Genomic DNA, 25,238 nt, shown 5'->3' on the forward strand with positions numbered 1-25,238 from the left:
GACCAAGCTCGAAGGGCCGATCGAGATCCTGGCCCGCGAGGTCGCCAAGGCCCGCGACGTGCTCTACCTGGGGCGCGGCACCAGCTACCCGATGGCGCTGGAAGGTGCCCTGAAGCTCAAGGAAATCAGTTACATCCACGCGGAAGGTTACGCGGCGGGTGAACTCAAGCACGGCCCCATCGCCCTCATCGACGAGAGCGTGCCGGTGATCGTGATCGCGCCCCACGACGCGATCTTCGAGAAGACGGTCTCGAACATGCAGGAGGTGGCCGCCCGCGGCGGGCGCATCATCCTGATCGGCGACGCCAAGGGCGCGGCCGCGGCCGGCCTCGACACCATGGCCACCGTGACGATGCCGGACCTCGACCCCGTCGTGGCGCCGATCGTCTACGCGGTGCCGATCCAGCTCATCGCCTACCACACCGCCGTCTTCATGGGTAAGGACGTCGATCAGCCGCGCAACCTCGCCAAATCCGTGACCGTAGAGTAATTCGCAGGTATACTCGAATAGCTAAATATATTTTAGGAGAAATCAATGAAAAAATTAATGATATTAATTCAAAACTATCATGAACCGGCTACGCAGGCTTTAGTAAGAGATTTCAAAAAAATAGGTTTTGAAGTAATTTCGCCCGATTCGGACTGGGGAAAAATATCATACTATGCTCCAAATCAAAATATTGGATCTAAACTCGTTTCTTACGAGGAATTTTTAATTCTAAGCCCAAATTATGTAATGATAGCATGTAAGCCTCAAGAATCCGACTTTAAAAAGTTGGCCAATGACGTAAAAGCTAAAATTATATTAAATATTGCCCAGCAGCATCACGAATATGAGCCTAATATCAGTGATATTATGATTTGTCCGGATATTGGATTATTTAATAGTTACAGTAGTTATGTTAAGCATAAGCTTTTGTATTTTCCTTTTCCATATCTTGATAATATTGTGCCTAAGGATCTACATAATAGTTATCGCAATAAAATTGCTCGCTCATACATCAGTTTTCCAAAATATTGGCCTATAGGGACCAAGTATCTTGAAGAATTTAGAGGATTGTATAGCGGAAATTTTGAAATGTACGGACATGAAACCATCAACGGAGTATTGTCTCATAGCGATTGCCATGAAAAAATGTCAGAAAGTTTTTTTACTGTCCATTTTAAAGAAGCTGAGGCTTATGGTTTATCCTGCCTAGAATCGATGTTACTTGGAACTCCCGTCATAACTTTGGATCACCTGATGAAACAAACCACTCTTGGAAAATTCTTCCTAGATAATACTACCTCAGTAAGCGCGTCGTCTGTGAAAGAAGCAATAGATAAAATAGATAATATGAGCTTTGAAGATTATTCCCAAATGTCTGTCAATTGCTCAAATAGAGTTAAGGAACTCACTGCCGATTCCAAAACAGTCGACGTTTTAAGAAAAATAATACACGTTTAGTTCGAACAATAACATTTATGCGTTGAGGCGTATCATCACTTGAGCCAGTCGAGGGCAGTGGCAAGGCACAGAACGCCCACGAAGCTTACGGCGATCTCTTCATATCGGGCGGAGATGGCGCGTCACTCCTTGAGCCCGACTCAGAGTATGGAACGGCACAAGACAGACTTTTCAAAAGTTCTGCGACCTCTGCTCTTCAGGACCCGAAACGGGGCTTGCACTGGTTGTCGACCTTTGCAGCCCGGCTGCCAAAAGACACCGACGAACATACGGGTGAAGATCGCCCTCGATCCCCTCGACCCAGGCGAACCGGGCGTGATGGTCGTCGAGGCGGACCCGCGCGTCCGGGAGACGCGGAAACAGGAAGAAGCACGTGTTGATGCTGTGGACGGGCACACCGTGCGGTCCATCGTCGAAGATCGTCTCGGCCGTGTGCACGATCGGCCCGACATGGCATTCGATGCCAACTTCCTCGATGGCCTTGCGGGCGGCGGCATCCCGCATGGTCTCGCCCTTCCGGACCCGGCCGCCGGGGAGCCACATCTGTCCCTTCGCGGGTTCATCCATGCGTTCGACGAGGAGGATGCGCCCTTCGGACACGATCGCGATATCCACGCACGCAATGGGGACGTGCAGAAGGATCTCCTTGTAGATTTCGGCCGGGATCCAGAGCATCGAACACATCCCTCTCGTTGCGGCCATGCCGGCGGTTCCGTCAGGCGCTCTTCGGATCGTGACGCAGCGCCAATCCTACGATCGTCCCCGAAGGGCGCGCAGGCGATTGAGGAGCGGTTTGAGCTTCGCGCGCAGGCGCAGCCGTCGGCGCAGCTCGGGGACGAGGCCGAGGGCCGCCAGGAGCGCCACCGTGCCCTTGAAGCGCAGGCCGGGCCGGACACCGATGAGGAGATCGGCGAGCGGCGCGCGCTCCTGCCAGAGCTCGGACATCATCCCGACTTCCGCCGCCGCACAGGAATCCGAGAGCCGCACGGCCGGGTCGGCCAGCAGCATCGCGGTGTCCTCGAGCGCGAGCTGGTAGCCCGGCGAAAAGTTGCCGCGGGCCTCGTCGTAGGCGATCTTCCACATGAAGGCCGTGCCCCCCGAGTAGATCAGGACGCACATGCTGATCGGTTCGCCGTCCAGGGTCAGCGCGCTGACCTTGCCGCGCCCCTGAGCCGCGAGGGCGCCAAGCCCGCCCCGCAGGAAGGCCGCGTGCTTGGCGTTCGACTGCATGGCGCTGCCGCGCTGGCCCTTCCAGCCCAGCGCCTCCAGGGCGAGGAACTGGTCCACCGCCGCCGGCACGGCCGCGCCTTCGTGCACGACGTAAGCCACCTCGCCCTGGCGCCCGAGCTTGGAGCGCAGCTGCCGCAGCTTGGCGCGGCGCGAGCCCGACAGGGTCTGGCGCAGGTACGCCTCGGCGTCGAGCGCGGTCTCCAGCATCGCCCGGCGGTGGCGCGCCCGCACCTTCACGGCGCAGCGCCCCTCGGCCTGCAGCGCGTCGAGGGCGCCCTGGAAGGACCCGTCCGTGCGGCAGTTGAGGTCGAGGAGCTTCGGCAGGCTCCGATCGGCCCGGAGGAGGGCGAACCACGCCGCCAGCGCGTCCCGGGCCCAGTCGGGCCGGACCAGGGGGCTGCCGAGGGAGGCCAGGGGGACGGCTGGGGCCCGCAGGCGCGCGACGAGGCCGCGCCGCTCCAGGGCGAAGGCCCAGACACCGACGAGGCGCTGTTCCGGGTCCCAGGCCAGCAGGACGACGAGGGGCGTGTCGGGGTCGGCCCGTTGCGCGGCATCCAGCATCGCCGGCTCGAGGAAGACGTTTGCCTCCGGGGTCGCATCGGCGAGATCGCGAAACGCGGACTCGAGGCCCGCGAACCGGCGCGTGTCGACGCGCTCGACCCGCAAGCCCCGATCCGAGAGGTCCGAGCGCGGGGCGACCCCGGCGGCGGGATGGACGGCCTCGGCCCGGATCGGCGCGGGGGCGTCGAAGGTCTGTATCGCGGTCAACGTCGGTGTTCTCCGTCCGGAAACGCGGACGGTATCGGACCCTCCACCGGTCCGGTCCGTCCCCATTCACTTCGTGCATCGCCTGACAAGAGCAGCACGAAGACCGGATCGGCTATGAGCCGAGAGCGTAAAGAAACATCGCTGGCGATCCCTGCAAAATAATCGGCTCGGCGTTTCTTCACATCGGAGTTCCGATCTGGTTTCCACAACCCTCACGGACGGGTTCACCTGTGGGGGGTTTCAGCAAACGCGCCTGGGTTTGGTGTGCGTCGGCCCCTGGTGTCACCGCGCCGGAGATCGGCAGGGCAGGGCCGCCGGGGCGATCCGCGATCCTCGGCAGCCCCTCCCGGACAGGGCGAGGCTCGGTTTTCCCCGGATTGAAAAGACTCTTCTCCGTGGTGTGCAGGGCTTTGCACCCTGTCGGGTGCGGCTCGGGCGGGGTCTCGGCGGGCGGGGTTGGATCGGTCCGTCTGCGCTTGCCGCCCCGCTTGATCCAGGCCTGCCAGTCCTGACTGACGATGCGCACCAGGTTGGGCGCGTTCCGGCGGCCGGGGTAGCGCCGTTCCTCGATCGTGAGGAGGTCGTCGCCCGCAGCCAGGCGTAGAGCGCCCTGCGCCAGGCGCCGGCAGACGCCGGCCCGGGCCGCGATGGCGTCGAGGCAGAGGTCGCACAGGCCCGCCTCCGCCACGGCGTCGGCCACGATGCGCAGGACAGCGCGCTGGCCCTCCGTGAAGCGGGCGGCGAGCCGGGGCGGCAGGGGACCCGAGCAGGCCAGCAGCCGGCGCCGGTCGCGCGAGGCGATCCGGTCCGGGCTCCTGGGGATCTTTCGCGGGGGGAACAGCCTTGTGCGCGGGATGGCGAGGCCCGGGATGGGCAGCGGCCGCATGTCGTCGCGGATCGCCGAGCGGCGCCCGTGCAGGTGCTCGGCGAGGCCTTGGGCCTCCCCGTCGCTCAAGGCCCCCGCCCCGTGACCTCGCCAGAGCTGGCGGGACAGTTCGTCCATCTGCGCGAACGTGCGCGCCCCCTCGATCGCGGCCCGCATGATCTCGGCATGCAACATCGGTCCCGGCTCCTGCCCGGGCCGCGGCAAAGCAGGGGGCGCGGCCGAAGCCGTCCCCGTCAAAAGGCAAAGCACCATCGTCTCGGGAAGCGATCCCGATTGACACCTGAGCGGTGTTATGATGTCTGGGGAGCTGTTATTGGTCTTCCCAGACTTCATCGATTTCGACGGCCCTGCATTTGGCGATGCGGGGCCGTTGGCGTTTCGGGCTTAGGTCTCTTGCGCGGCCATGTTCCCTGACTGGTGATCGGCGCGCGACTCACCCTGAGGGCGAGCGCGGCCAGACATGCCATCTCGGCTGGCCGGCATGGTTAAGTCAACGGTAACGCGTGCGTGGCGAAAGCCTCGGGGTCCGTTCCGATTCCGAATCAGCGAGTCCGCCATCCCCTTGTCCTCCCTCGACATCACCCTGCTCGAACTCGCGGCGGAGAATGCCGAGCTCCGCCTTCAGCTCGCCGAGGCGCAGGAACAGTGCATCGAGATGGCGGTCGATGCCGGCGCGTTGCAGGCGGAGATCGATGCGCTGCGGGCCGAGCTCGCCGAACTCCGGAGCTCCTCTGCGCCTTCACCTTGAGGGCCGGCCTGCCGTCCCGTGCCGGGGCATCCTACGGGTACGGCCACGCCCGCGCGTCCCTCGGCCTCGGCGACGCGCCGGAGACGTTCGATCCGGTCGCTGCGCTGAGATCGGCGCCCAGGACGCCATCGACGCCCTTATGCGGATCGCCGACCCGAAGGGCCGGGGCTTCGGAGAGATCTTCGCGCGCAATTTCCTGCGCGCAGGCGGAAGACACGAAGATACGCGGAACAGCAGATCTGATGTCCGGCGCTGGCGTCCTGATATCCCGTCGCGATCGGACCGCCGGAAAACCCGAAGGGTCGTGGGAAGCCCCGCCGGCCGCCGCGAGGGCGGGCCAGCGGAGCATGTCGTGTCCACACGACGGGAGCCGATACGCAGGACAAGGCTCACCGGAACCATGCGCGAACCCGGTTACCCGAAGCTCAATGCCGTTCGGGCGGACGTCGTTCATTCCGGGAACGGAGGGCCGAGTGGCTGACCCGTCGCGACCGGATCGCGACGAACAGGAGGTCTACCAGCAGGCCCGGGGCAGGCGGCGCTTCCAGCGCTCGGCGCGCGGCAGGGCCGCCACCTCGGGGCGAGCGACGCGCTGGGGCCGGACGAGCGCAACGGGCACCGCACGGGCGGGCACGAGGGCTTCGATCCGCGGCGGCGCGGGGACCGGCGGAGCGACGACGACCGGTTCGCCCTCGGGCACGACCTTCCGCGGCCGGCCCCTGCGGCGCGGCATGCCATCGGCTCCCAGCGACGGCACGACGCGACGGACGCGGGGCAGGGGCGCCTCGTGCGCCACCTCGGGTTCCGGATCGGGCTGCGGCGGCTCCCAGACGATGAGACTCGGCAGGATGCGGCGGGGCTCGGCGCATTCGGCGAGGCCCGGCGCCGGAGCGGCGTCCCGTCCGGTCTCGGCCGGCGACGGGTCCGCCAGGGCCTTGTCCGTGGATTTGCCCTTGCGCGGAACGCGGGGCTGCTTGGTGGGGATGAAGGATCGGCCGGAGGTGATGCTATGCTTGATTTCGACGGTGAATGACCGCCTTGTTTGTTTGCGCAACGGGCTCTCGCTGTCGGATGCTGCTTGGCAGAGGGTACTTGGCAAAGGGTGCTTGGATCGGGCGCGCCGTTCGATTCGAATCAGGCGCTGCCGCTGACCAAAGCTGCTCCGGACCAGCTTAATGGATCGTTCGCGGCCAATGCAAGCAAATCGATCGAAAACCGGAGGATCAGCGGATCGTCACATCGATCCAGAACTGGAGATACCGGGCGCCGACATTTGCGAGCGCCGTGGTGATCGTGCGGTCGAGACCTTCCCGTCGCGCAACCACCCCCGGTGGAGCCTGGGGCTCCGTTCAGTCCTCCGGTTTGTCAGTCCTGGGGCTTGCTGCGCGCGGCGCGCGCCATGCCGATCAACTCGCGGGCGGTGAGCCAGCGTGGCGGAAGCTGAAGCGCCTGCCCGGAGCTTTCGGGCAGGGCGGGGCGCCCATGCACGACGCCGCTCGACCGGAGGCTGGTGTCGTAGCCGCGCCAGAGCCGCCGTTGCCGCGCCGCCTTCGACGGCGTCCAAGTCGTGTCCCGGCCTGCCTCACGCCCCACCGCCATTCCCATCCGCTCCCCGCGTTGATTCAGCTGCGGATAACAAAGCTTGGCCGTTCGCGACATTCTTGAACTCCGCGGCGACCGCACTAAACGGACTTGCGCCGGTGGCCGAACATAAGTCCGCCTAAGCCGTTGTTCGATCGCAGATTTTCGGCGCAAGGCCGGGGACCGCTTTTTGCGAGATCGGCTTGGCCATCCCGTGCCTGCCGGGGGATCGAAGGGTGCGCGGGGGCGACCAGCCGGATCGGGGCGCGCCAAGCAGCGCGGCAGGATCGGGAACCCGCTTCGCATCATCGCGAAGTCCTCGCGCGGCGGCGGCCTGTCGCCGAAGTCGATCACGCCCTATTCCATCTTCGTTGCGCAGGAGATCCGGTCTGGAAGCGGCTCATGATCCTCGGTCGACATCGATCGGGCAGAACGCTTTCCTGGCGCGATCTGACGACCCCGATGATGTGACTAAGCATTACTCGACGCGAATGATGAGCGGTGCGTTTTTACTGCAATATCAATCAGTTATCTATTTATTAACCATGTTTATTTAACGCGTCATAAGTCATCGAAGGCAGACGACATCAGGCGCAAGGAGAAATGGCGAGACCTGCATTCCTCCTGGCGCGTCTGGCCGTTCTTTTCGTGGAGCTGCTCCATGGGAACCTCGCGGTGGCCGCCGATGCGGGCCTCGTCTTCTCGGATACCGGGCGGATTGCCCCAGACGGCGTCTACGCGCCGGCCCCGCGCGCGGCTCCGGTGGTCCAGCGCGGCAGCGATCGTTTCCTCGGCGCCGACGCGGCCCTCAACGGTCCGCTCCCGGGCGGCCCGGTCAGCCTCAACCTCGTCGAGGTACCGATCCCGGTGGCGGCCAAGGCCGTGCTCGCCGATACCCTGCGCTGGAACTACACGCTCGACGAGCGCGTCACCGGCACCCTGACGCTCCAGACGGCCGGTGCCGTTCGCCGCGAGACGCTGCTGGCGATGTTCGAGGCGGCGCTCGCGGCCCGCAACTTCGCCCTGCGCCGACGCGGTGCCACGGTGGAGATCGTTCCCGCCGGCGGGCCGGCCGGCATCCTGCCGGTGCGCAGCGTGCCAGATCTCGCCGGGGAGCCCGGGGCCCGGGCCCAGGCCGTTCCCCTGCGCTGGATCTCGGCCGCCGAGATGCAGGCGATCCTCGCCTCCGTCGCCCCCCGAGACGTAATCCTGCGCGCCGACAGGACCCGCAACATGCTGATCCTGTCCGGCGACCGGGCCCAGATCCAGGCCCTGCGCGAGACGATCGCGGTGTTCGACGTCGACTGGATGAGCGGGATGTCGACGGCGATGATCCCCGTGCGCAGCGCCAATCCAGCCACCATCGCCCGCGACCTCGTCCAGATCTTCAGCAGCGAGACCGCCGGCACCGGCGACATCATCCACTTCGTGCCCAACGAGGCGCTGGGCGCCATCCTGGTGGTGAGCGCGCGGGCGGCCTATCTCGACCGGGCCCGCGACTGGATCGGCAAGCTCGAGACCCTCGCGGCCGACCGAGAACGCCAGCTCTTCGTCTACCGGATCCAGAACCGCTCGGCCCGCGAACTCGCCGCCGTGCTCCAGGGCGTGGTCGCGGCCGAGACCGGCGGCGGCATGGCCGTGAGCACTAGCTTCGGCGCCTATGGCAATGGCGGCTACGGGGCGGGCGGCGCCTTCGGTGCCGGCGACGGCTCCGGGATGGGGCTCGGCGCGACCGGCGCCGGCATGAATTCCGGGACCATGAATTCCGGCGGCCTGAACGGCGGGAGCCTGAGTGCGAGCTCGGGCGGCATGGGGGCCGGCGGCCTCGGGCAGGGCGGCATGAACCCAGGGGGGATGAACCCGGTCGGGATGGGTTCGGCGGGGATGAGTCCGGGCGGCATGAACCCGAGCGGCATGAACGCCGGCGGTTACGGCAGCGAGGGTGGGATGGGAGCCGGCGGTTTCGATCCTAGCGGCCAGGCCGGCGGCTACGGCCCGGGGTCCTCGGCCTTCGCGCCGTCGGGTCTGGCCGCCGCGGGCGGTCAGCGCCGCGACCAGATCGGGATCATGGCCGACGAGGCCAACAACAGCCTCGTCGTCTCGGCCACCCGCAACCAGTACGACAAGATCCTCAAGATCCTCGCGCGCCTCGACGCGATGCCGACCCAGGTCCTGCTCGAGACCGTGATCGCGGAGGTCACCCTCAACGACGAGCTGCGCTTCGGCGTGCAGTGGTTCCTCAAGAACGGCGGCCAGGGCCAGTTCAACCTCGCCCAGACCGGGACCGTCGCGGCGATGGCCACGGGGGGAACGGCGGGCCTGGTGACGGCGGCGGCCCGGGGCGTGCCGGGCTTCAACTACCTCTTGAACGCCACCGACTTCAACGTCGTGGTCAACGCGCTCCAGGGCATCACGCGGGTCAACGTGATCTCCTCGCCCAACATCACCGTGATGGACAACCGCACGGCCAAGCTCCAGGTCGGCGACCAGGTGCCCATCGTGAAGCAGACGGGGCAGAGCGCGCTGGCGGCGGGCGCGCCGATCCTCAACCAAATCGAGATGAAGGACACCGGCGTCATCCTCTCGGTGACGCCGCGCGTGAACAAGAACGGCCTCGTGGTGCTCGACATTAACCAGGAGGTCAGCGACGTGGTCCCGACCACGACCTCGTCGATCAACTCGCCGACGATCCGCCAGCGCCGGGTCGCCACCAGCATCGCGGTCAACGACGGCCACAGCCTCGCCATCGGCGGCCTCGTGCAGGAGAAGGCGCTCATCACCAACGAGAGCCTGCCGGTCCTCGGCGACCTGCCGCTGATCGGGCCGGCCTTCCGCAACCGCGTCGACAGCCGCGTGCGCACCGAGCTCATCATCTTCATCCGGCCCCGCGTGATCCGGGGTACCGGCGAGGCCGACCGCATCGCCGAGGATTTCCGCCAGCAGCTGAAGACGATGATGCCGGTCCGCCCCGTGCCGGCGCCGAGGCCGCTGGCCGCGACGCCCTACGGCTCCCCGGGCGTCCTGCGCCGGGCGATGGACTGAGCGCGCCGGGCTTTCGTGAGAGACACGGAACCCCGTTCAGGGCGTGCCGGGGCGGGTGATGTCGATCCGCCGCATGATGCGCCGTTCCTGCAACGTGCGCTGCATCGCCGGAGGCTCGTCCTGCGCGGGGCTCAGCGCCGGCCGTAAGGCGACTCCCGCCGGGGCCGGCTCGCGCGGCGGGGGCCGCAGGGCGACCGGGGCCCCGAGGAAGGCGAGGGTGTAGTGCCGGGCGGCATCCGCTACCACCACCTGCGCGGGCTCGATCGCGACCAGGCGCCAACCGCCCCGGCCCTCGCCGAGCCCGAGCCAGGTCGGCTCCCCGCTGCCATCCGTCACCAGGGCGCGGCGGACGCGATCCTCAATCAAGATGCCGCGCACGCTCAGGAGGGTCGGGGGCCGCTCGCTCGCCGTGAGATCCTCGCGGCTGCCCCGCGCCGTCCAGGGACGCCGCTCCGGGTCGAACAGCGGCCGGCTCAGGGCCGCGCCGGTGTCGGCCGCCGCGAGGCGACCGAGATCCAGCGGCGGGCTACCGGGCCCGGCGAGCGGCGCGCTCGCATCCACCGGCCAGAGGGCGGCGACGATGAGGGCGAGCCCCGCCGCGCCGAGGAAACCCAGGGAGATCGGACCGGCTCCCAGGACCCGCCGGGACACGCGGATCACGGCGCAGGCCCCGGATCGCCGCCGGCCGGTGCCGGGACTAGGGCGCCGCGCAGGCTCAAGGAGAGCTGCATCACCGTGGGCCAGCCCGTCTCGGCATCGGCCGCGCGCGCAGGGCCGAGGCGCGCGGTCTCGATCACCGCGAGGGGACTTTGCGTCTCCAGCGCCAGCAGCAGGCCGTGCAACCCCTCGGCCGTTCCCCGCAAGCTGGCCGAGAGACGCGGCGCATGGGGCCGGGCCGGGTCGGGTTCGAGGCCGGACGCGTCGAGCAGGACGACGCGGCCCGCCATCACCCCGTCGAGGCGGGCGCGAAAGGCCGCGAGGAGCGCCGCGTCGTCCGAAGCCCAGATGGGGGCGGGCAGGGGCGGCCGGCTCGCCGCGGCCCGGGTCCGGCTCAGGAGCGCGCGGGCCTCGGCGATCTGGCCCTGTGTCTCGGCGACATCGCCCGCGGCCTGTCCGAGCAGCCCGAAGCCCCCGATGGCCGCAGCCGCCAGGATCAGGAGCGCGCCGGTACGTCCGCGCAGCAGGTTGGGAAGGTCGATTGTCATGGCCGAAGCCCCGGCGCGGGGCCGGGATTTGTCCAGGCGCGGACGTAGAGCCCGATCACGAGGCGTTCCCCGGCGGCCTCGCGCTCGCGCACCACCACGGTGCCGAGGTCCGGAGCGGCGTCGAGGGCCCTCAGGACCGCGTCCGCATCTCTGGTGCGCAGGGTCACGCTCACCCCTTCGGCATCGATCTGAAGGCTCTCGGCAAAGGCCGCCGGGGGCAGGGCCCGGGCCAGGGCTGACCAGAGGATCGCGAGCGGCGGACGGGCATAGCGCTCGGCGACCAGCGTGCCCGCCAGAGCCTGCACCGGAGGCGGGAGCCGCTGGGGCGCTGCCCGACGTACCTCGAAGGTCGCCGTCTCCAGGGCCGCCAGGGTCGCGTCCTGGTGCGCGCGCAGCAGGCCGAAGGCGGCACAGGCCAGGAGAAGGGCGAGCCCCAGGGCGAGCCCATCGCCCCGCGTAAAATTCCGCAGCAGGCGGGGGATCGGGCGCCCACCGCCGCTGAGGAGGTCGACCGGCATCGCCCGGTCCTCGGAGGGCCCGACGCTCACCGGCCCCACCACGAGCCGGGCGGCGGCCAGGGTCGCCAGGAGGGGATCGAGCCGGGCGCGCTTGAGCACGACGTGCCGGACCTTCAGGCCATCCGCGTCCTCGCCTTCGACGAACCAGTCCGTATGGACCGCATCGATCCGGAACGGCGTGGCGGCCTCGAGTTCCTGGGCCAGGACGTCCCGCATGCGCGGCAGGACGGCGGCGGGCAGGCGCAAGGTCCGCAGGAAGCAGGCGGCAGGGTCGACCATCACGGCGACCGAGACGACTTTTCGGCCCGTGCCCCGGATCGCCGCGAGGCGCTCGGAGAGGTCGTCGGTCCCGCCCGCCAGGGTGTAGCGGCGCGGGGTCTCGCCGCGCCGGTCGATCAGGGTCAGGGCGTCGCCCGCTTCGGGGGGGCCGAGTTGCAGGATGAGGTCGCTGCGGGCGGGTTCCGGGCGGTCCGCGCCGCCCGCGAGGCTCCCGAGTTCCGAGACCCACCAGCGCAGGGCGGCCGCGAGCGAACGGCCCGTCGTGGAACTGAGCGCAAGTCCGTTCAAGCCCAAGCCCCGGATCGGCCGCACGCGAAGGATGCGAGAGGCAATCTTTACCGTCCTGAGGGTTTCATTTGCTTTAAGTCGCGCGGCTCCTTGGGCGTCCGTGTGCGGCAACCGTGCACACCGGACGTACCCGCATGCTCTCGATCTGGGCTGCCAAGACCCGCCCGCGCCGTCAGAGGCCGGATCTGCGCGCGACGGTCCGCGACGGCACCGACGCGGCGCGCGACTTCCTCGACTATCTCCTACGAACCCAGGCGATCGACGCCGCCGGCCTAGAGCAGGCGCTCACCGCCCTCGACCGGCCCGGCCAGCGCCCGCTGCCCGTGCTCCTGACGGAGAGCGGGCTCCTGCACGAGGCCACCCTCGTCACCGCGCTCGCCGACGCCACCGGCCTCGGCTTTCTGCGCGAGGAGGAGGTCCCGGCCCAAGCCGTGCTGCCCGACCTCCTCGACGGCGACTATTGCGGGCGCGCCCGCGTCCTGCCCGTCTCGGACGGGGACGGGGTGCTCACGGTCGCGGTCGTCAACGTGTTCGAGGCCGAGACGGCGGCGGCTTTGGCCCATCTCACCGACCGGCGGGTGTCCTTGCGCATCATCGGGCCCGGCGCCTTCGAGCGGGCGCACCGGGCGGTCTACGGCGACGGCGAGGCCGAGGAGGCGGGCGTCCTCGACGGGGACCTCGCCCAGCTGCAGGACGTTGCGAGCCAGGCGCCGATCGTACGGCTCGCCGCGCGGCTGGTGCGCAAGGCCTTCGAACTCTCGGCCTCCGACATCCACATCGAGGCGGAGGAGGCCGATCTGCGCGTGCGCTACCGGGTCGACGGCGTCCTCGTCGAGTCCGAGCGGCTGGCCAAATCCGTGCAGCTCGCGCTCACCACTCGGATCAAGATCCTGGCGGGCCTCAACATCGCCGAGCGGCGCCTGCCCCAGGACGGGCGCATGCAGGTGGCCGACCGGGGCCACGACATCGACCTGCGCATCTCGACCCTGCCCACCGCCCACGGTGAGAGCGTGGTGATGCGCGTCCTCGACGGCTCGCGCCGGGTGGAGGATTTTGCCGGACTCGGCTTCGACGAAAGTGCGATCGCGCAGATCGACGCGATGACGCGCCGGCCCAACGGGCTCGTCCTCGTCACCGGCCCAACCGGCAGCGGCAAGACCACGACGCTCTACGCGGCCCTGCGGCGCATCAACGGCACCCACCTCAAGGTCGTCACCGTCGAGGATCCGGTCGAGTACCGCATGGCGGGGGTCAACCAGGTCCAGGCCCATCCGGGCATCGGGCTCGACTTCGCCGCGGCCCTGCGGTCGATCCTGCGCCAGGACCCGGACGTGGTGATGGTCGGCGAGATCCGCGACGGCGAGACGGCGCGCATCGCCGTGCAGGCCTCGCTCACCGGCCACCTCGTGATCTCGACCCTGCACACCAACTCGGCCCCCGCCACGGTGACGCGCCTCGTCGACATGGGGGTCGAGCCCTTCCTCATCGCCGCGACCCTGAACGGGGTGGTGGCCCAGCGCCTGGTGCGGCGGGTCTGCGTCGCCTGCGCGACCGCGAGCGAGGCGACGCCCGAGGAGCGCATTCGCCTCGGCCGGCCGGCCGAGGGCGCGCCGCTTCGCCTGCGCCGGGCTCGCGGTTGCGCGACCTGCAACAGGTCCGGCTATCACGGACGCAGCGTCGTCTCCGAGGTGATGCCCCTCGATGCGGACCTGCGCGCCCTGATCTGCGCGGGCGCCGACGAGCAGACCCTCACCGCGCAGGCGCGCGCGTCCGGCATGGCGACCCTGGCCGAGACTGCCCGCGCCAAGGTCCTGGCCGGCGAGACCACCCTCGAGGAGATCGGCCGCGTCTTCGAGGGGCTCGTCTGATGCCGGCCTTCACCTACAGGGCCTACGACACGGCCGGTCGCCTGCGCTCCGGGCGGATCGAGGCCGGGGGCCGCGAGCGGGCGGTGGCGGATCTACGCGCCGATGGCCTGCGGGTCTTCGCCATCGTGCCGGCGGCGGCGGGGGGCGTCCCGTTCTGGAAGCGCGACCTGTTCGGGCGCGACCGCATCACCGACACGGCCCGCATCGCCTTCATGAAGGAGTTCGGCACGCTGCTGGGCGCGGGCCTCACCGTCGACCGCTGCCTGCGGCTCGTGCAGCGTCAGGCCTCGGCCGCGATGCAGCCCGTCCTCGCCGATCTCCTGGAACGGGTGGTGGCGGGCGCCTCCCTGTCCAAGGCCATGGCGGCTCACGGGGAGGCGTTCCCGCGCGACATGGTCGACGCGGTGCGGGCCGGCGAGGCGACCGGCACCCTGGTCGACGTCATCGCGAGTCTGACCGCCTCGCTGGAGCGGCGCGACGCGGTGCGGCGCCACCTCTCCTCCGCGATGATCTATCCCAGCCTGCTGCTGCTCATGGCGCTGGGTACCCTCGCCATGGTGATCGGCGTCCTGGTGCCGGCGCTGGCTCCGATGTTCGAGGGCGCGGGGCGCGCGCCCCCCTTTGCGATCCGGGCGGCGCAAGGGCTCGGCGAGGCGCTGGCGGCCTGGTGGGCTCACCTCGCCGTCGGGCTGGCGCTCCTGGCGACCCTGACGGTGCGGGGCTGGTCCAACCCGCGCTTTGCCGGCTTCCGAAGCCGCTGGGCCCTGCGACTGCCGCTGATCCGCGAGATCGTCGTCGGCGCCGAGTTCGGCCGCCTCTGCCGGGTGCTCGGCACCCTCCTGAACGCCGAGGTGCCGATCCCCGAGGCGGTGGCCGCGACGCGCCCGCTCGCCCGCAACCTGATCTTCCGCGAGGCCCTGGCCCAGGCCGGCCGCCGCCTCACCGAGGGGGCGAGCCTCGCCGCCGGGCTCGGGGGCCTGCGGGCTTATGCGCCCTCGACCCTCAACCTCATCGCCAGCGGCGAGCAGGTGAACCGCCTCGGGCCCGTGCTGATCCACGCCGCCGAGATGCACGAGACCCAGACCCGCGAGCGCATCGACCGCCTGCTCGCCCTGCTGACGCCCCTCGTCACCGTGGTTCTCGGCGGCCTGATCGGCGGCCTCATCATGTCGGTGATGGGCGCGATCCTGAGCGTGGGCGACATGGCCCGCTGAACAATATGGCCCGCTGAACGCACGGCATCCGAGAAGGCAATCTTTACCGCGCGCCCGTAGCCTGCGCCGACGTCGGGTCGAGGTCATCCGACCGGACGGGGACAGCCGACATGGACGCGATGCGGAAAAGCCGCCCGGGCGGCGAGGACGGCTTCTCCCTCGTCGAGCTCCTCGTGGTCCTGGCCATCATCGGCATGATCGCCACCATGGTGACGCCGCAGGTGCTCGGCTATCTCGGTCGGGCCAAGGGCGATTCCGCCAAGGTCCAGGCCAAGAACATCGCCCGCTCGGTGGAACTCTACTACCTCGACGCCGGCAGCTACCCCAATCCGCGCCAGGGGCTCGCCGCCCTGGTCACGGCGCCCCCCGGCGTGAACTGGCAGGGGCCGTACGTGCGCGACGCCAAGGGCCTGATCGATCCCTGGGGCCGGCCGTACCTCTACCGGACCCCCGGCGCGTCCGGGGCGCCCTTCGATGTCTACACCCTCGGCCGTGACGGTCAGCCCGGCGGCACCGGCGAGGATGCCGACGCGTCCAGCAGCTGATGCCCGGGCGGGGCCGTCCATCCGCGGTTCGCCCAGCGGCCCGCACCGCCGAGGACGGCTTCAGCCTCGTGGAGATGCTGGTGGTGCTGGCGATCCTCGGGCTCGCGGCGGCCACATCCGGTCCCGCCCTCGACGCCCTCGTGCCGGCCCGGCGCCTCGAGCGGGCCGCCGAGACCCTGCGGGCGGAGATGGACCTCCTGCGGGGGGAGGCCCTGCGCACGGGCCGGACCGCGCGCCTCGTCCTCGACGGACCCAACAACCGCTTCCTCAGCTCGCGTCCCGGCGTAGCCCCCATCCCGGTGGCGGCGGTTCTGCGGGTCGACGTTCCCCGCTCGCGCTGGGGTGGCCCCGGCGAGATCCGCTTCCTGGCCGACGGCAGCGCCAGCGGCGGCCGCATCGCGCTCACGCGCGGGCGCGCCAGCCGCGCCCTGGTGGTCAGCCCGCTGACCGGCCTTGTCCATGACGGGGAGGGAGCGCCGTGACCCCGAGCCGGGCCATCACCGACGAGGCTGGCTTCACCCTGGTGGAGATGCTCATCGCCCTGGCGCTGGCCGCGCTGATCGGCGTGATGCTCTCGCAGGCCCTGGCGGTGACGGGCTCGATCGCGGGGATCTCCGCCCGCCTGACCGACGCCGAGGCGGTGCAGACCTTGCGCGACCACCTGCGCCGGACCCTCGGCGAGGTGGCGGGCCGGCGCCCCGACGGGACTCCGACGCCCTTCCTCGGCACGCCGGACGGCCTCTCCACCATCCTGGGAGCGAACCGGGACTTGGAGCGGGCGGGCGAGCAGCGGCTCGACCTGCGTGCCCGGCCCAGCGCGGCGGGGCTCGATCTCGTCGAGAGCCGCTTGGCCGTCCAGGGCACGGAGACCGAGGTGGCGCCTGTGCCGGAGACGCTGCTCGGGCGGGTGGCGAACCTGGAGCTGCGCTACTTTGGAAGCCCGGGTCCGAAGCAGCCACCGCGATGGCTCCCGGACTGGTCGCGGCGGGACGCGCATCCGACCCTGGTGGAACTGCGCATCGGCTTTCCGGCAGGCGACCGACGGCGCTGGACGCCGCTGCTGATCCCAGTGGCGGCGCGGCCGTGAGGGCGCCCCGTCCGATCGCCCGAGCGGAGGAGGCCGGCTTCGTGCTGCCGGCGGTCCTAGTGGTCCTCCTCGTCCTGTCGGCGGCGGCGGCCACGGCGGCCCTGCGCCTGCAGACGCGCACCATCCTCGCCGGACAACGCGCCGACGGCCTCCGCCTGCAGGGCCTGGCCGACGGCATCGCCCGCTTCGTCGCCTTCGGGCTCGTGGTGGAGCGGGGCTACCGGGCGACGCGCCTCGGGCTTCCGGAGGACGGCAGCCTGGTCCTGTGCCCGCTGCCGGAGGGACGCAGCGCCTGGATTGCGCTACGCGACCAGGGCGCCCTCCTCGACCTCAACACGACGCCACGCCCACAGATGGAGGAGGATCTGCGGGCGCTGGGCGTTCCCGACCGGGACGCCGCGACGCTGGCCGCCGAGATCGTGGATTTCCGCGATCCCGACGACACGCCCGAGCCGGGCGGGGGCGCCGAGGCCCCCCAGTACCGGGCCCGCGGCCTCGCCTCGGGACCGCGCAACGGACCCTTCCTGCGCGCGGACGAGATCGCGCAGCTGCCCGCGATGACACCGGCCCTGGCGGCGCTCCTGCTGCCGGCCGTGACGGTGTTCAATCCGGGCGGGCGTCTCGACACGTCGCGCCTGCGCCGGGTCGCGACGGCCGAGGCCGCGCGGCAGCCCCCCCGGCCGTCCCAGCGACAGTTCCTGCGCGTCGAGGTCCTGGTCGCCGACCCCGCCGGCGCCCGCGCGGGCCGGTCCGCCCTGGTCTCCACGGGCGCCGCCCCCGTGGGGATCGGAATCGTCGAGTGGGTCCGGTCGATCCCATCCGGGCAGGCCGGAAGCCCGCATCCCGCCTGCGCCCGCATCGCCGCCGCCCTCGGCCCGGGCTGATCCGGCTCAGAGATCCGGGCGCAGGAGCTGCGCCCCGTGCAGGCCGAGGACGAGGAAGGGGCCGAAGGGCAGTCGCGTGTCCGCGCCGATCCGGCGCCCCGTCAGGCGCAGGGCCGCGACGGCGAGGAGCGCGGACGTGCTGGCGACGAGGATCATCAGGGGCAGCTGCGCGAGGCCGATCCACGGCATCGCGGCCGCGACGAACTTGACGTCTCCGAGCCCGAGGCCGGTGCGGCCGCGCAGGCGCCCGTAGCCGGCGCGCAAGGCCGCGAACAGCCCGTAGGCGAGGGCCGCCTGGGCGAGGGCCAGGCCCACGGCGCCGGCCGCTCCCGCGGGGTCCCGCGCGGCCGGATCGTCGGTGGTCAGCCCCTGCACGGCGGCGAGGCCGAGGCCGAGGCCGAGGAGTGCCCCGTTCAGGGCGTTCGGGATGATGCGGCGGCGCAGGTCGATGAGGGCGATCGGGGCGGTCAGCGGCAGGGCGAGCAGCACGGGCAGCAGCGCCGCGAGGATGTGATTCACCCCGTCCTCCCGATTCGTCCCGCACCATCGCGGGCGCGGATCACACGGGGTGGCGCTGGCCGCAAGAGCGTCCTGACAAGAGCGTCCTGACAAGCTGGCGTCCCGAACGGACAGGGCCGGCCGGATGCGTTCCGGCCAGCCCCGCCATTTCGTCCCGCGCGTCGGTCGGGCCCAATTCAGTAGCGGTAGATCTTCCCGTCGAGCCCGATGGCGAGGAGCCGCTGGGTGCTCGGCGCCGCCACCGCGTTCGCGGTGGCGTTGGGCATCAGGGCCCAGGCCTCGACGGTGTCGTCGCCGGTTTTGCGCCAGATCGCCCTGGTGTTCCGGTTCACCGTGACGACGCCGCCATCCGACGCGGCCGCCAGGTCCAGGGCCTCGCGGCCCACATAGGCCCAGGCGCCGGTGCCGTCGCTGCGATAGATGTTGTTGTCGAGACCGATCGCCCAGAAGCTCCGGCCGCTCATCGCCACCACCTTCCGGGCGGCGCCCGGCAGGCGGCGCCAGTTGGCCTGCGCGTCGTCCGTGGCCTTCGCCCAGATCTCCCCGTTGCGGTTGACCACGACCACGGTGCCGTCGGCGGAGGCCGCGATGGTGACGTTGTTGGCGCTGGGGATCGCGGTCCACTGCGTGCCGTCGAAGCGATAGACCACGTCGTCGAGACCGATGCCGTAGATGCTGTTGGCCTTGACCACGGCCACGTCCTTCATCTGGCCGGGCAGGTTCCGCCAGGCACCGTCGGCCTGATAGAGCCAGACCTTGCCGTCGTTCCGGTTGACCGTGACCGTCGTGCCGTCGGCGGCCGTGGCGATCCGGCTCGCTTCGATGCCGATCTCCTTCCAGGCTCCGGTCGGCGCGACCGTGAAGGGGGAGGGGCCGGTCGAGACCGAGCCCGTGGAGCCGCCCGCCGTCGTGCCCGTATTCGTGCCACCGGTGCCGGTTCCACCGGCCGTGGCTCCGCCCGTCCCAGTGCCGCCCGCCGTGGCGGTACCCGCCACCTCGCAGACCTTGACCGTGCCGTAGAGGGGATCCCGGCCGAAGGCCTCGTTCGTGCAGGGTGTGGAGCCCGTGATCGTCTTGGTGACGTACTGCCCATTGGCCCCGAAGCGGACGGTCCGGGGACCGCTCGCCACGGTGCAGGTCTCGTACTCGGCCGAGCACCGGGTCCAGCTCGTGTTATCGACCGTGCCCGTGGCCGTGTTCGACGGTACGGTCGTGGGTCCCGTGGGCGCGGCGACGTTGGCGCCGAGCGCCACGATCACGCCCGGCGAGGGCACGCCCTTTCCGTCGACGGCGACGAGTTGATAGTAGCCGGGGGGCGCGAGGTTGCCAGAGGCCGGCGTCTGCACGGTGACGAGGGTGCCGGCCTGGGTGAAGGTCAGCGGCACGCGGCGCTGGCCGCTGTTGAAGCTGTGGGTGACCTGGGCGAGGCCGATCAGCACCACCTGCGAGAGCCCGTTCTGCGAGGTGAGCTCGATCTGCATCGACTGGGCGTGCGCGAGCTTGTTGCTGCTCAGGCTGACGATCTGGGGCCGGGGCGCGAGCGCGGCCCTCCCGTTCACCGTGGTGAACAGGTAGGGCGGATAGTAGAACTCGGCGTTGAGGTTGGCCACCGGGCCCGGGGCGCCGCCGCCCGACACCAGCACCGTGCCGTTCTGCATCAGGCCGGCGGTGGAGTGGTAGCCCCGGTAGATCGCGTTGGAGGCGCCGAGCGTCCAGGCGTTGGTCTTCGGGTCCCAGAGTTCGGTAGCCAGGACCGTGTTGTCGCCGGCCTGGTCGTTGAATTTGCTGCCGCCGGTCACCGCGACCGTGCCGGTGGGCAGGACGGTCGCGTTGGCCCAAGCCCGGCCGAAGCGCATCGCCGGCACCTCGGTGAGGACCGGTTTAGCGCCGTTGATGTCGACCACCGTGGCGCGGCTGCTGGAGAGAAAGCCGTTGCCGTTGTCGTAGCTGTTGCCGCCGACCTGCAGGATCTTGCCCGTGTCGTACATGGCGGCCGTCGAGACGGGGCCGACATTCGGCGCATCGGCGGCCGAAGCGGCGTTCCGCTGCGGCTCCTTGAACGGCATCGCCGCCACCGCGCCGTTCCCGTTGGGATCGAGGAACCACATCTTCTCCGAGGAGAGGCCGAAGACCTTGCCGTTCGGGGCGACCCAGGCACGCGGGTACCAGAAGCGGTTGAAGTCGGGTCCGAACGCGTCGCGGCTGTTGGCGCCGAACAGACTCACCCACTTCGCCCCGTCGTAGAGCTCCGGGGTCATGCCGGTCATCAGGCCCCGGTCGATGCTGCCCTGCGGATCGGCCCAGCCGCCCTGGTACGGGAACGAGCCGCCCATGATCAGGGGCCGGCCGTCGGGCAGGGAGACCATGGTCGAGTAATAGCGGTCGTTGGCGAGTTTGGCATTGATGACGCCGACGGCGGTGCCCGCGGGGTTCAGCACGGCGCTGCCCTTGTCGACGCCGCCGTCGAAGATGCCGCCGGCCACCAGCAGCGAGCCGTCGCCGAGAAACGACATCGCGGCGCAGAAGCTGTTGACGAAGCCGGGCTCCTGGAAGTTGACGTGAGCGCCGTCGACCGGGCCCTTGCTGGGGTCCCAGATGTCGAAGGTGCGGCCGTTCTGCGCGCCGGCATCGCCGAGCGGGGACCCGAAGGTCAGCAGCTTGCCGGTGGGCAGCAAGCTCATGTGGATGGCGTTGAGGGGCCAGGCCTTGACGCCCGACCACATGCCCTGTGTGGGCGCGGTGTCGGGGATCGTCAGGTTGGCGAGGACCGGGTCCGCCACCGGGGTGGCGATCACCGGGAGCTGCGCGGCGCCCGCCGGCAGGACGGCGCCGGGAAACAGGGCGGCCGGCGTCAGGAAGGTGGCGGCCGCGAGGGCGCGCCAGAGGGTCGAGGCCGGGCGGGCATCGGGTGTTCGGGGGGAACCGGGCATGGGAGGGGCCTTCTCGGGCGGGATCTTACAGGGCGGGTGAGGCGGCGGGGGTCGGGGGGTGCCCGACGCCCTGCGTGAAGCGGTCGAGCGCGGCGAGGTCGCGGGCGAGGCGGGGCCGGTCGACGGGGTTGGCGCCGTAGCTCATCGCGAGTTGCCCGATGCGGTCGAAGACCAGCACCGTGTCGGGCGGATCGGAGCGGTCGGCCGGGTAGCGCAGGGCCGCGCGCTGGCGCGCCGCCGTGTCCGGATCGCTGCCCAGGACCGCGACATGCGCCGGATCGAGCCCGAGGCCCTCTGCGAAGACGCGCAGGGCCGGCGCGTCGTCCCGCGCCGGGTCGAGGGTGACCGCGAGGACGGCCACCCGCGCCCGCAGCGGCCCGGGCAGGCTTCGCTTGAGGGCGGCGAGATCGCGGGTCCGGATCACGCAGGTGATGGTGCAGCCCGTGGTGATGAAGCTCACCACCACGAGCCGGTCCGCCAGTCGCGCGGCCGAGACCGTGGTGCCGGCCTGGTCGAGGCGGACGGGGCCGGGGGTCGGCCAGAGCAGGGATTCGAGGTCGCTCCGGGCCGGCTCGGCGGTAACCGCCGCCGGCATCAGCAGGGCACCCGCGAGGACGCCCAAGCTCTTTCGAAGATCCAAGCTCTTCCGAAGGTCACGGATCCGGATCGGCATCCCGAAGATATCCCTCTCGCCGCAGGCGCCGCCGCGCTGCTGAACCGAGGGGCAGATATGCTGGAAAAACTGCTGCTATATAGTTTGCAGAATTACTTAATACGATTAACTATTAACGGGAAGGCAATCTATCCCAATGATAGATCCAGTCTTTGCAAAAATAAATCTCTGATCGGGAGCTTTATTCAAGTCGCCACCTCACTCAGGTGCAAGTCACGAACGCAATCGCGAAAGATTTGCACGGAGCCGTCACGGGATGTCGCGCGGTCGGAGAAACCCCGGATCTGTCGCGCAACGCTTCGATGCTTTGCGCCTGTTCCCTCGGATGGCCGCTCCACCAGATGTTTTCAGCCTCGCGTTCCTGCCGGGACGTAGCCCGGCCGGATCGAAACCAGGGTATCGGCCGGAATCCGGCGCAGGCGCACGGAGGAGAAAGGCGCATCGGGCCGGTTGGGCACCCACTCGATCGGCGGGACCGTGCGGGCCCGCCGCCGTACCGCCAGGCGCCTGAGCGATTCCCGCAGGGCGAAGGCCCCGATGGCCGCGAGGACGACGCCCACGCCCCATAAGGACAGCAGCACGCCGGTGCCGACCTTGCCGTTCAGTTCGCGCACCAGCCCGAGGGCGAAGGCGAAGTACCAGGAGACCCCCGAGACGGCCCCCGAGACCAGGAAGATGCCGGCCGTGGTGAGGGAAACCCCGTCGAGCATGGGCCGGCGCACGTCGCGCAGGACGCTCGGGAGCACCAGGGCATGGATGAGCACGCCGTTGACGGTCAGCACCGCCACCACGATCACCTTGGCCCAGAGTTTCGGGTTGGCGAGCTTCTCGGGCGCCTCGAGGGCGTAGAGCCCGAGGAACCCGAGGCCGGAGATCCACAGCAGGGCGATGCCCATGGTGACGACCTTGCTGATGAACAGGAAGCTGCGCTCGATCTCCGGCGGCAGCGAGCCCTGTCGCATCCAGCGCAGGATCCAGAAGTCGAGCATGGTGGCGCCGCCGAGGCCGAAGCAGAGGCCGACGAGGTGGAGGGCCAACAGCAAGGTCAGTACGCGTATCGGCGGGAAGGGGGGCGGCATCGGCACGGCCAGGGGCAGTCCAAGGGCCGATCCGTAGGTGGCACAGACCCACAGAAACACGACGATGCCGGCGGACAACGCCGTCAGCGCGACCGTGCAGGCCCGTATGACCTGGCTGCCGGGTTCCGAACCCTGCATGGATCTACACTCTACTTAGAACAGACTATCTCCCGGTAGAGTGCCAGATCTTTCCTAAAAATCCTGTCGATAGCCTGGTCGAGGCCCGCGCGCGACTGGACCACCGAAGAAGACTTGCTGTCGAACCGACTTGGTGGAACGACCACGAGGTCGAGCACCGGTCGGTGCAGGCCGACGGCCTTCGGATGACGACCGTCGACCGGTCCATCGACAGTTAGAGCCGCCTCCGATCAGGACCCGCGCAGCCATGCGCAGAATCCGTCCTGCCGCCCGTTCGAAGCCGGAACTCTGAACCCCGTCCCGACGATCGGAGAGCCGGATCGGCCCGCGCGACCATGATGTGCGGCGCCGAGATGGGGAACGACAGGGACGAGGGGTCCCACCCCTCAGCTCCGCCAGCCGGGGAGACCGGCCCAGGCCTTGTCGACGATGCTGTCCCGTCGTTCGGCCCGGTCGGGGGCGGCGTCGGCGACGATCCGCAGGGCCGCCTCCATGGCCTCGCGCCCGCCCGCCGCCGAGGCTTCCTCGCCCTTGCGCCGGATGGCGGTCTGGAAGGCCTTCACGGCCGGGCCCGATTTCGGCTGGCTCTCGACGGCGGCGACGAGGCTCAGCAGGGCCTCCGCCACCGGCCCGACGGCCTCCTGCCAGGACGGGGCGGGGGAGATCGGGTCGGCAAGCGGGCGCGCGGGTGCGGAGGGCGCGGCGGAAGCCGGCACCGTCGTGCGGGGACGGATCATGGCGGTGTGCTCCTGGGCGCGAAAAGTCGGTCCGGTATGGGCGTGCCAAACGGCACGTCGTTCCGGCCGAGGCAGGCCTACATCAGGGTCACCCAACAAGTCACGGCCAGCCGCCATCTGACGGAGACCGCGCAAACCCAAGTGGATTGTGCCATGAACACACGTATTGCTTCTGCCGTTGCTGCCGCCATCCTGAGCGTCGGCGCGATGGCCTCGCCCGCCCTGGCCCAGAGCTACACCGCCCCGGCCGGCATCGCCGCCGCCACGGCGCCCGGTGGCCTCGAGAGCCGCCGGTACGACGACATCACCACCGGATCGATCCGCGCCGTGCGGGGCCACGACTCCGCCCAGGAAGGCAATGCCGGCCAGCCGAACTTCGTGGTCCAGCAGTATGGCCAGACCTCCGGCGGCCCGGCCCGCTGACCCTTCATACCCTTGAGACGACCGGCGGCGGGGCGAAAGCCCCGCCGTTTTCGTGTCGGAGGCCCGGGACACCCACCGGCCCCGGCTTGCCGGGCGCGGAAGACCCTCGAAAGACGCGCGGACTCGACAGGGCAGCCATGCAAAAAGCGTGTTCGTCAAAAGTATATTTGATCTCAGAAGAAATTTAATTTGATGATCGCGATGTCGGTTCGTCGTCCTGTGCATTCAGGACATAGCTTCTACTGGACCAAAAGCCACTTTGGCCGTCGAGAAGCGGCGATATAATCATCGAACCTTCGCGCCTTCGCACTATGGTGCGTTGCAAAATGCGCAAACCGCAGCGCACAAAAATGTGGTTCTATCTCCTCAACGGCCCGCCCCCGGCTGGCCAAACCCGGAGATTCCCATGCGCGCCACCCGCTTCCTCGCCCTGACGATCCTCGCTTCGGCAACCTTCGCCACCGGCGCCGCCATGGCAGGCGAGGCGCTCCACCTGACGCCGCCGCTCTTCCGTGAGCAGGCTCGGGAGACGCAGGCGGTGCGCAGCGTCAGCGACCTGACCACCACGCCCCAGCCCGTCGCCGTGGCGAAGCCGACCGCCCCGGGCCGCACGGTGCGGGTGGTCGCGGAAGCCGGCGAGTCCACCGCTCGCTGATCCTGCCGGGGCGCATATCCGCGCCCGCTGCCCGATCCATCGGGCAGGCCGCTGCCGCCCCCCCCAGCGGCCAGAACCAACGGCGCAGCGGCCTTCGGGCCCTGCGCCGTTCGCATGTCCGGGGTCCGGATCGCGCCCGGCCAAGCCTGTCGGGCTAGCGGACGCGCAGCGCCGCGACTCCCGCACGGCCAACGCAAAAACCCGCCGCGGCCGGGGGCCGGGCGGGTCTGAGGCGGAGTCTGCGGTTCCTACAGGCTCAGGAAAGCGTTGGCCGAGCCCACGACCGTGAAGGCGAGGCCGCCCGCGAAGGCGGCGATCATCGCGTAGGAGAAGCCTTTCAGCAGCATCGGGTAATCCGTCTCCCGTCCGATCAGCAGCGGTTACCGCCCGAGGTCTGGCCGTATTGCTGGGTGGGGAAGTTCTGCTGGTTGGCGTTGCCCTCGGCGGCCGAGCTCATCGGGCAGCTGTAGGGGTTGCGCAGGGGGGCGGCGCGG

The 25,238-nt window shown here is 69.6% G+C and carries 25 protein-coding genes; 12 read left to right on the top strand and 13 right to left on the bottom strand.

Features of this window, described 5'->3' with window-relative positions:
- Positions 1-490: SIS domain-containing protein (locus MKK58_RS26130; protein WP_243915867.1), on the top strand; the 490-nt coding region annotated here is incomplete at its 5' end.
- A gap of 45 nt (positions 491-535) precedes the next feature.
- Positions 536-1,447 carry a hypothetical protein gene (locus MKK58_RS26135; protein WP_243915868.1) on the top strand — a complete coding sequence of 304 codons (912 nt, stop codon included), beginning with the start codon at positions 536-538 and terminating at the stop codon, positions 1,445-1,447.
- Between the two features lie 171 nt (positions 1,448-1,618).
- On the opposite strand, the gene MKK58_RS26145 is transcribed toward MKK58_RS26135, so the two are convergent.
- The 3 genes from MKK58_RS26145 to MKK58_RS26155 all read right to left on the bottom strand — a co-directional run bounded on the left by MKK58_RS26145 (position 1,619) and on the right by MKK58_RS26155 (position 4,505).
- Positions 1,619-2,122: an NUDIX domain-containing protein gene (locus tag MKK58_RS26145; RefSeq protein WP_243915869.1), complete on the bottom strand. Its 504-nt coding sequence runs from the start codon at positions 2,120-2,122 to the stop codon at positions 1,619-1,621.
- A 75-nt stretch (positions 2,123-2,197) separates the two neighbouring features.
- Positions 2,198-3,445, bottom strand: a complete 1,248-nt coding sequence (locus MKK58_RS26150; RefSeq protein ID WP_243915870.1) for a GNAT family N-acetyltransferase — start codon at positions 3,443-3,445, stop codon at positions 2,198-2,200.
- Positions 3,446-3,623: 178 nt separating this feature from the next.
- Complete coding sequence (locus MKK58_RS26155) at positions 3,624-4,505, bottom strand: hypothetical protein (protein ID WP_243915871.1); 882 nt, start codon at positions 4,503-4,505, stop codon at positions 3,624-3,626.
- A gap of 388 nt (positions 4,506-4,893) precedes the next feature.
- Here MKK58_RS26155 and MKK58_RS26160 point away from each other — a divergent pair, with 388 nt between their 5' ends.
- Positions 4,894-5,079: a hypothetical protein gene (locus MKK58_RS26160; RefSeq protein WP_243915872.1), complete on the top strand. Its 186-nt coding sequence runs from the start codon at positions 4,894-4,896 to the stop codon at positions 5,077-5,079.
- Positions 5,080-5,593: 514 nt separating this feature from the next.
- Here the strand turns inward: MKK58_RS26160 and MKK58_RS26165 are convergent.
- Positions 5,594-6,133: a DNA-binding protein gene (locus MKK58_RS26165; protein ID WP_243915873.1), complete on the bottom strand. Its 540-nt coding sequence runs from the start codon at positions 6,131-6,133 to the stop codon at positions 5,594-5,596.
- A gap of 311 nt (positions 6,134-6,444) precedes the next feature.
- A complete protein-coding gene (locus MKK58_RS26170) occupies positions 6,445-6,678 on the bottom strand; it encodes a hypothetical protein (RefSeq protein WP_243915874.1) in 234 nt (77 codons plus the stop codon).
- A 585-nt stretch (positions 6,679-7,263) separates the two neighbouring features.
- Here MKK58_RS26170 and gspD point away from each other — a divergent pair.
- Complete coding sequence (gene gspD, locus MKK58_RS26175) at positions 7,264-9,702, top strand: type II secretion system secretin GspD (RefSeq protein ID WP_243915875.1); 2,439 nt, start codon at positions 7,264-7,266, stop codon at positions 9,700-9,702.
- Positions 9,703-9,738: 36 nt separating this feature from the next.
- Here the strand turns inward: gspD and MKK58_RS26180 are convergent, their stop codons facing one another.
- Genes MKK58_RS26180 through MKK58_RS26190 form a run of 3 tightly spaced genes read right to left on the bottom strand, consistent with a single transcriptional unit; the run spans position 9,739 to position 11,992 of the window.
- Positions 9,739-10,353 (bottom strand): hypothetical protein, encoded by a 615-nt coding sequence (locus tag MKK58_RS26180; RefSeq protein WP_243915876.1) that lies wholly within the window; start codon positions 10,351-10,353, stop codon positions 9,739-9,741.
- A gap of 5 nt (positions 10,354-10,358) precedes the next feature.
- Entirely contained in the window at positions 10,359-10,907 is a 549-nt protein-coding gene (locus tag MKK58_RS26185) for a GspMb/PilO family protein (protein WP_243915877.1), read from the bottom strand.
- The gene (locus tag MKK58_RS26190) at positions 10,904-11,992 is read right to left on the bottom strand and encodes a hypothetical protein (protein ID WP_243915878.1); all 1,089 of its coding nucleotides are present in this window, start codon (positions 11,990-11,992) and stop codon (positions 10,904-10,906) included. Before MKK58_RS26190 ends, MKK58_RS26185 begins: the two co-directional genes overlap by 4 nt.
- A gap of 134 nt (positions 11,993-12,126) precedes the next feature.
- Between MKK58_RS26190 and MKK58_RS26195 the strand changes: the two genes are divergently transcribed.
- The 6 genes from MKK58_RS26195 to MKK58_RS27025 all read left to right on the top strand — a co-directional run bounded on the left by MKK58_RS26195 (position 12,127) and on the right by MKK58_RS27025 (position 17,590).
- Positions 12,127-13,860: a GspE/PulE family protein gene (locus MKK58_RS26195; protein ID WP_243915879.1), complete on the top strand. Its 1,734-nt coding sequence runs from the start codon at positions 12,127-12,129 to the stop codon at positions 13,858-13,860.
- Entirely contained in the window at positions 13,860-15,074 is a 1,215-nt protein-coding gene (locus MKK58_RS26200) for a type II secretion system F family protein (RefSeq protein ID WP_243915880.1), read from the top strand. Before MKK58_RS26195 ends, MKK58_RS26200 begins: the two co-directional genes overlap by 1 nt.
- A gap of 110 nt (positions 15,075-15,184) precedes the next feature.
- Positions 15,185-15,619 (top strand): type II secretion system major pseudopilin GspG, encoded by a 435-nt coding sequence (gene gspG, locus MKK58_RS26205; RefSeq protein ID WP_243915881.1) that lies wholly within the window; start codon positions 15,185-15,187, stop codon positions 15,617-15,619.
- Positions 15,619-16,101 (top strand): GspH/FimT family pseudopilin, encoded by a 483-nt coding sequence (locus MKK58_RS26210; RefSeq protein ID WP_243915882.1) that lies wholly within the window; start codon positions 15,619-15,621, stop codon positions 16,099-16,101. The genes gspG and MKK58_RS26210 overlap by 1 nt, the downstream gene beginning before the upstream one ends.
- Entirely contained in the window at positions 16,098-16,706 is a 609-nt protein-coding gene (locus tag MKK58_RS26215; RefSeq protein WP_243915883.1) for a prepilin-type N-terminal cleavage/methylation domain-containing protein, read from the top strand. The genes MKK58_RS26210 and MKK58_RS26215 overlap by 4 nt, the downstream gene beginning before the upstream one ends.
- On the top strand, positions 16,703-17,590 hold the full coding sequence (locus tag MKK58_RS27025) for a type II secretion system protein GspK (protein ID WP_243915884.1): 888 nt from the start codon (positions 16,703-16,705) through the stop codon (positions 17,588-17,590). The genes MKK58_RS26215 and MKK58_RS27025 overlap by 4 nt, the downstream gene beginning before the upstream one ends.
- 6 nt (positions 17,591-17,596) lie before the next feature.
- Here the strand turns inward: MKK58_RS27025 and MKK58_RS26225 are convergent, their stop codons facing one another.
- The 5 genes from MKK58_RS26225 to MKK58_RS26245 all read right to left on the bottom strand — a co-directional run bounded on the left by MKK58_RS26225 (position 17,597) and on the right by MKK58_RS26245 (position 23,666).
- Positions 17,597-18,109, bottom strand: a complete 513-nt coding sequence (locus MKK58_RS26225) for a prepilin peptidase (protein ID WP_243915885.1) — start codon at positions 18,107-18,109, stop codon at positions 17,597-17,599.
- A 176-nt stretch (positions 18,110-18,285) separates the two neighbouring features.
- Entirely contained in the window at positions 18,286-21,039 is a 2,754-nt protein-coding gene (locus MKK58_RS26230) for a galactose oxidase-like domain-containing protein (RefSeq protein ID WP_243915886.1), read from the bottom strand.
- A gap of 25 nt (positions 21,040-21,064) precedes the next feature.
- A complete protein-coding gene (locus MKK58_RS26235; RefSeq protein ID WP_243915887.1) occupies positions 21,065-21,661 on the bottom strand; it encodes an SCO family protein in 597 nt (198 codons plus the stop codon).
- A gap of 398 nt (positions 21,662-22,059) precedes the next feature.
- Entirely contained in the window at positions 22,060-22,929 is an 870-nt protein-coding gene (locus MKK58_RS26240; protein WP_243915888.1) for a hypothetical protein, read from the bottom strand.
- A 386-nt stretch (positions 22,930-23,315) separates the two neighbouring features.
- Complete coding sequence (locus MKK58_RS26245; RefSeq protein ID WP_243915889.1) at positions 23,316-23,666, bottom strand: hypothetical protein; 351 nt, start codon at positions 23,664-23,666, stop codon at positions 23,316-23,318.
- A gap of 153 nt (positions 23,667-23,819) precedes the next feature.
- On the opposite strand from MKK58_RS26245, the gene MKK58_RS26250 reads away from it, so the two are divergent.
- Both MKK58_RS26250 and MKK58_RS26255 read left to right on the top strand, forming a co-directional pair.
- A complete protein-coding gene (locus MKK58_RS26250; RefSeq protein WP_243915890.1) occupies positions 23,820-24,089 on the top strand; it encodes a hypothetical protein in 270 nt (89 codons plus the stop codon).
- Between the two features lie 406 nt (positions 24,090-24,495).
- Positions 24,496-24,744 (top strand): hypothetical protein, encoded by a 249-nt coding sequence (locus MKK58_RS26255; RefSeq protein WP_243915891.1) that lies wholly within the window; start codon positions 24,496-24,498, stop codon positions 24,742-24,744.
- The last annotated feature ends 494 nt before the right edge of the window (positions 24,745-25,238 follow it).

It is taken from the genome of Methylobacterium sp. J-078, assembly GCF_022829285.1.
Taxonomy (GTDB): Bacteria; Pseudomonadota; Alphaproteobacteria; order Rhizobiales; family Beijerinckiaceae; genus Methylobacterium.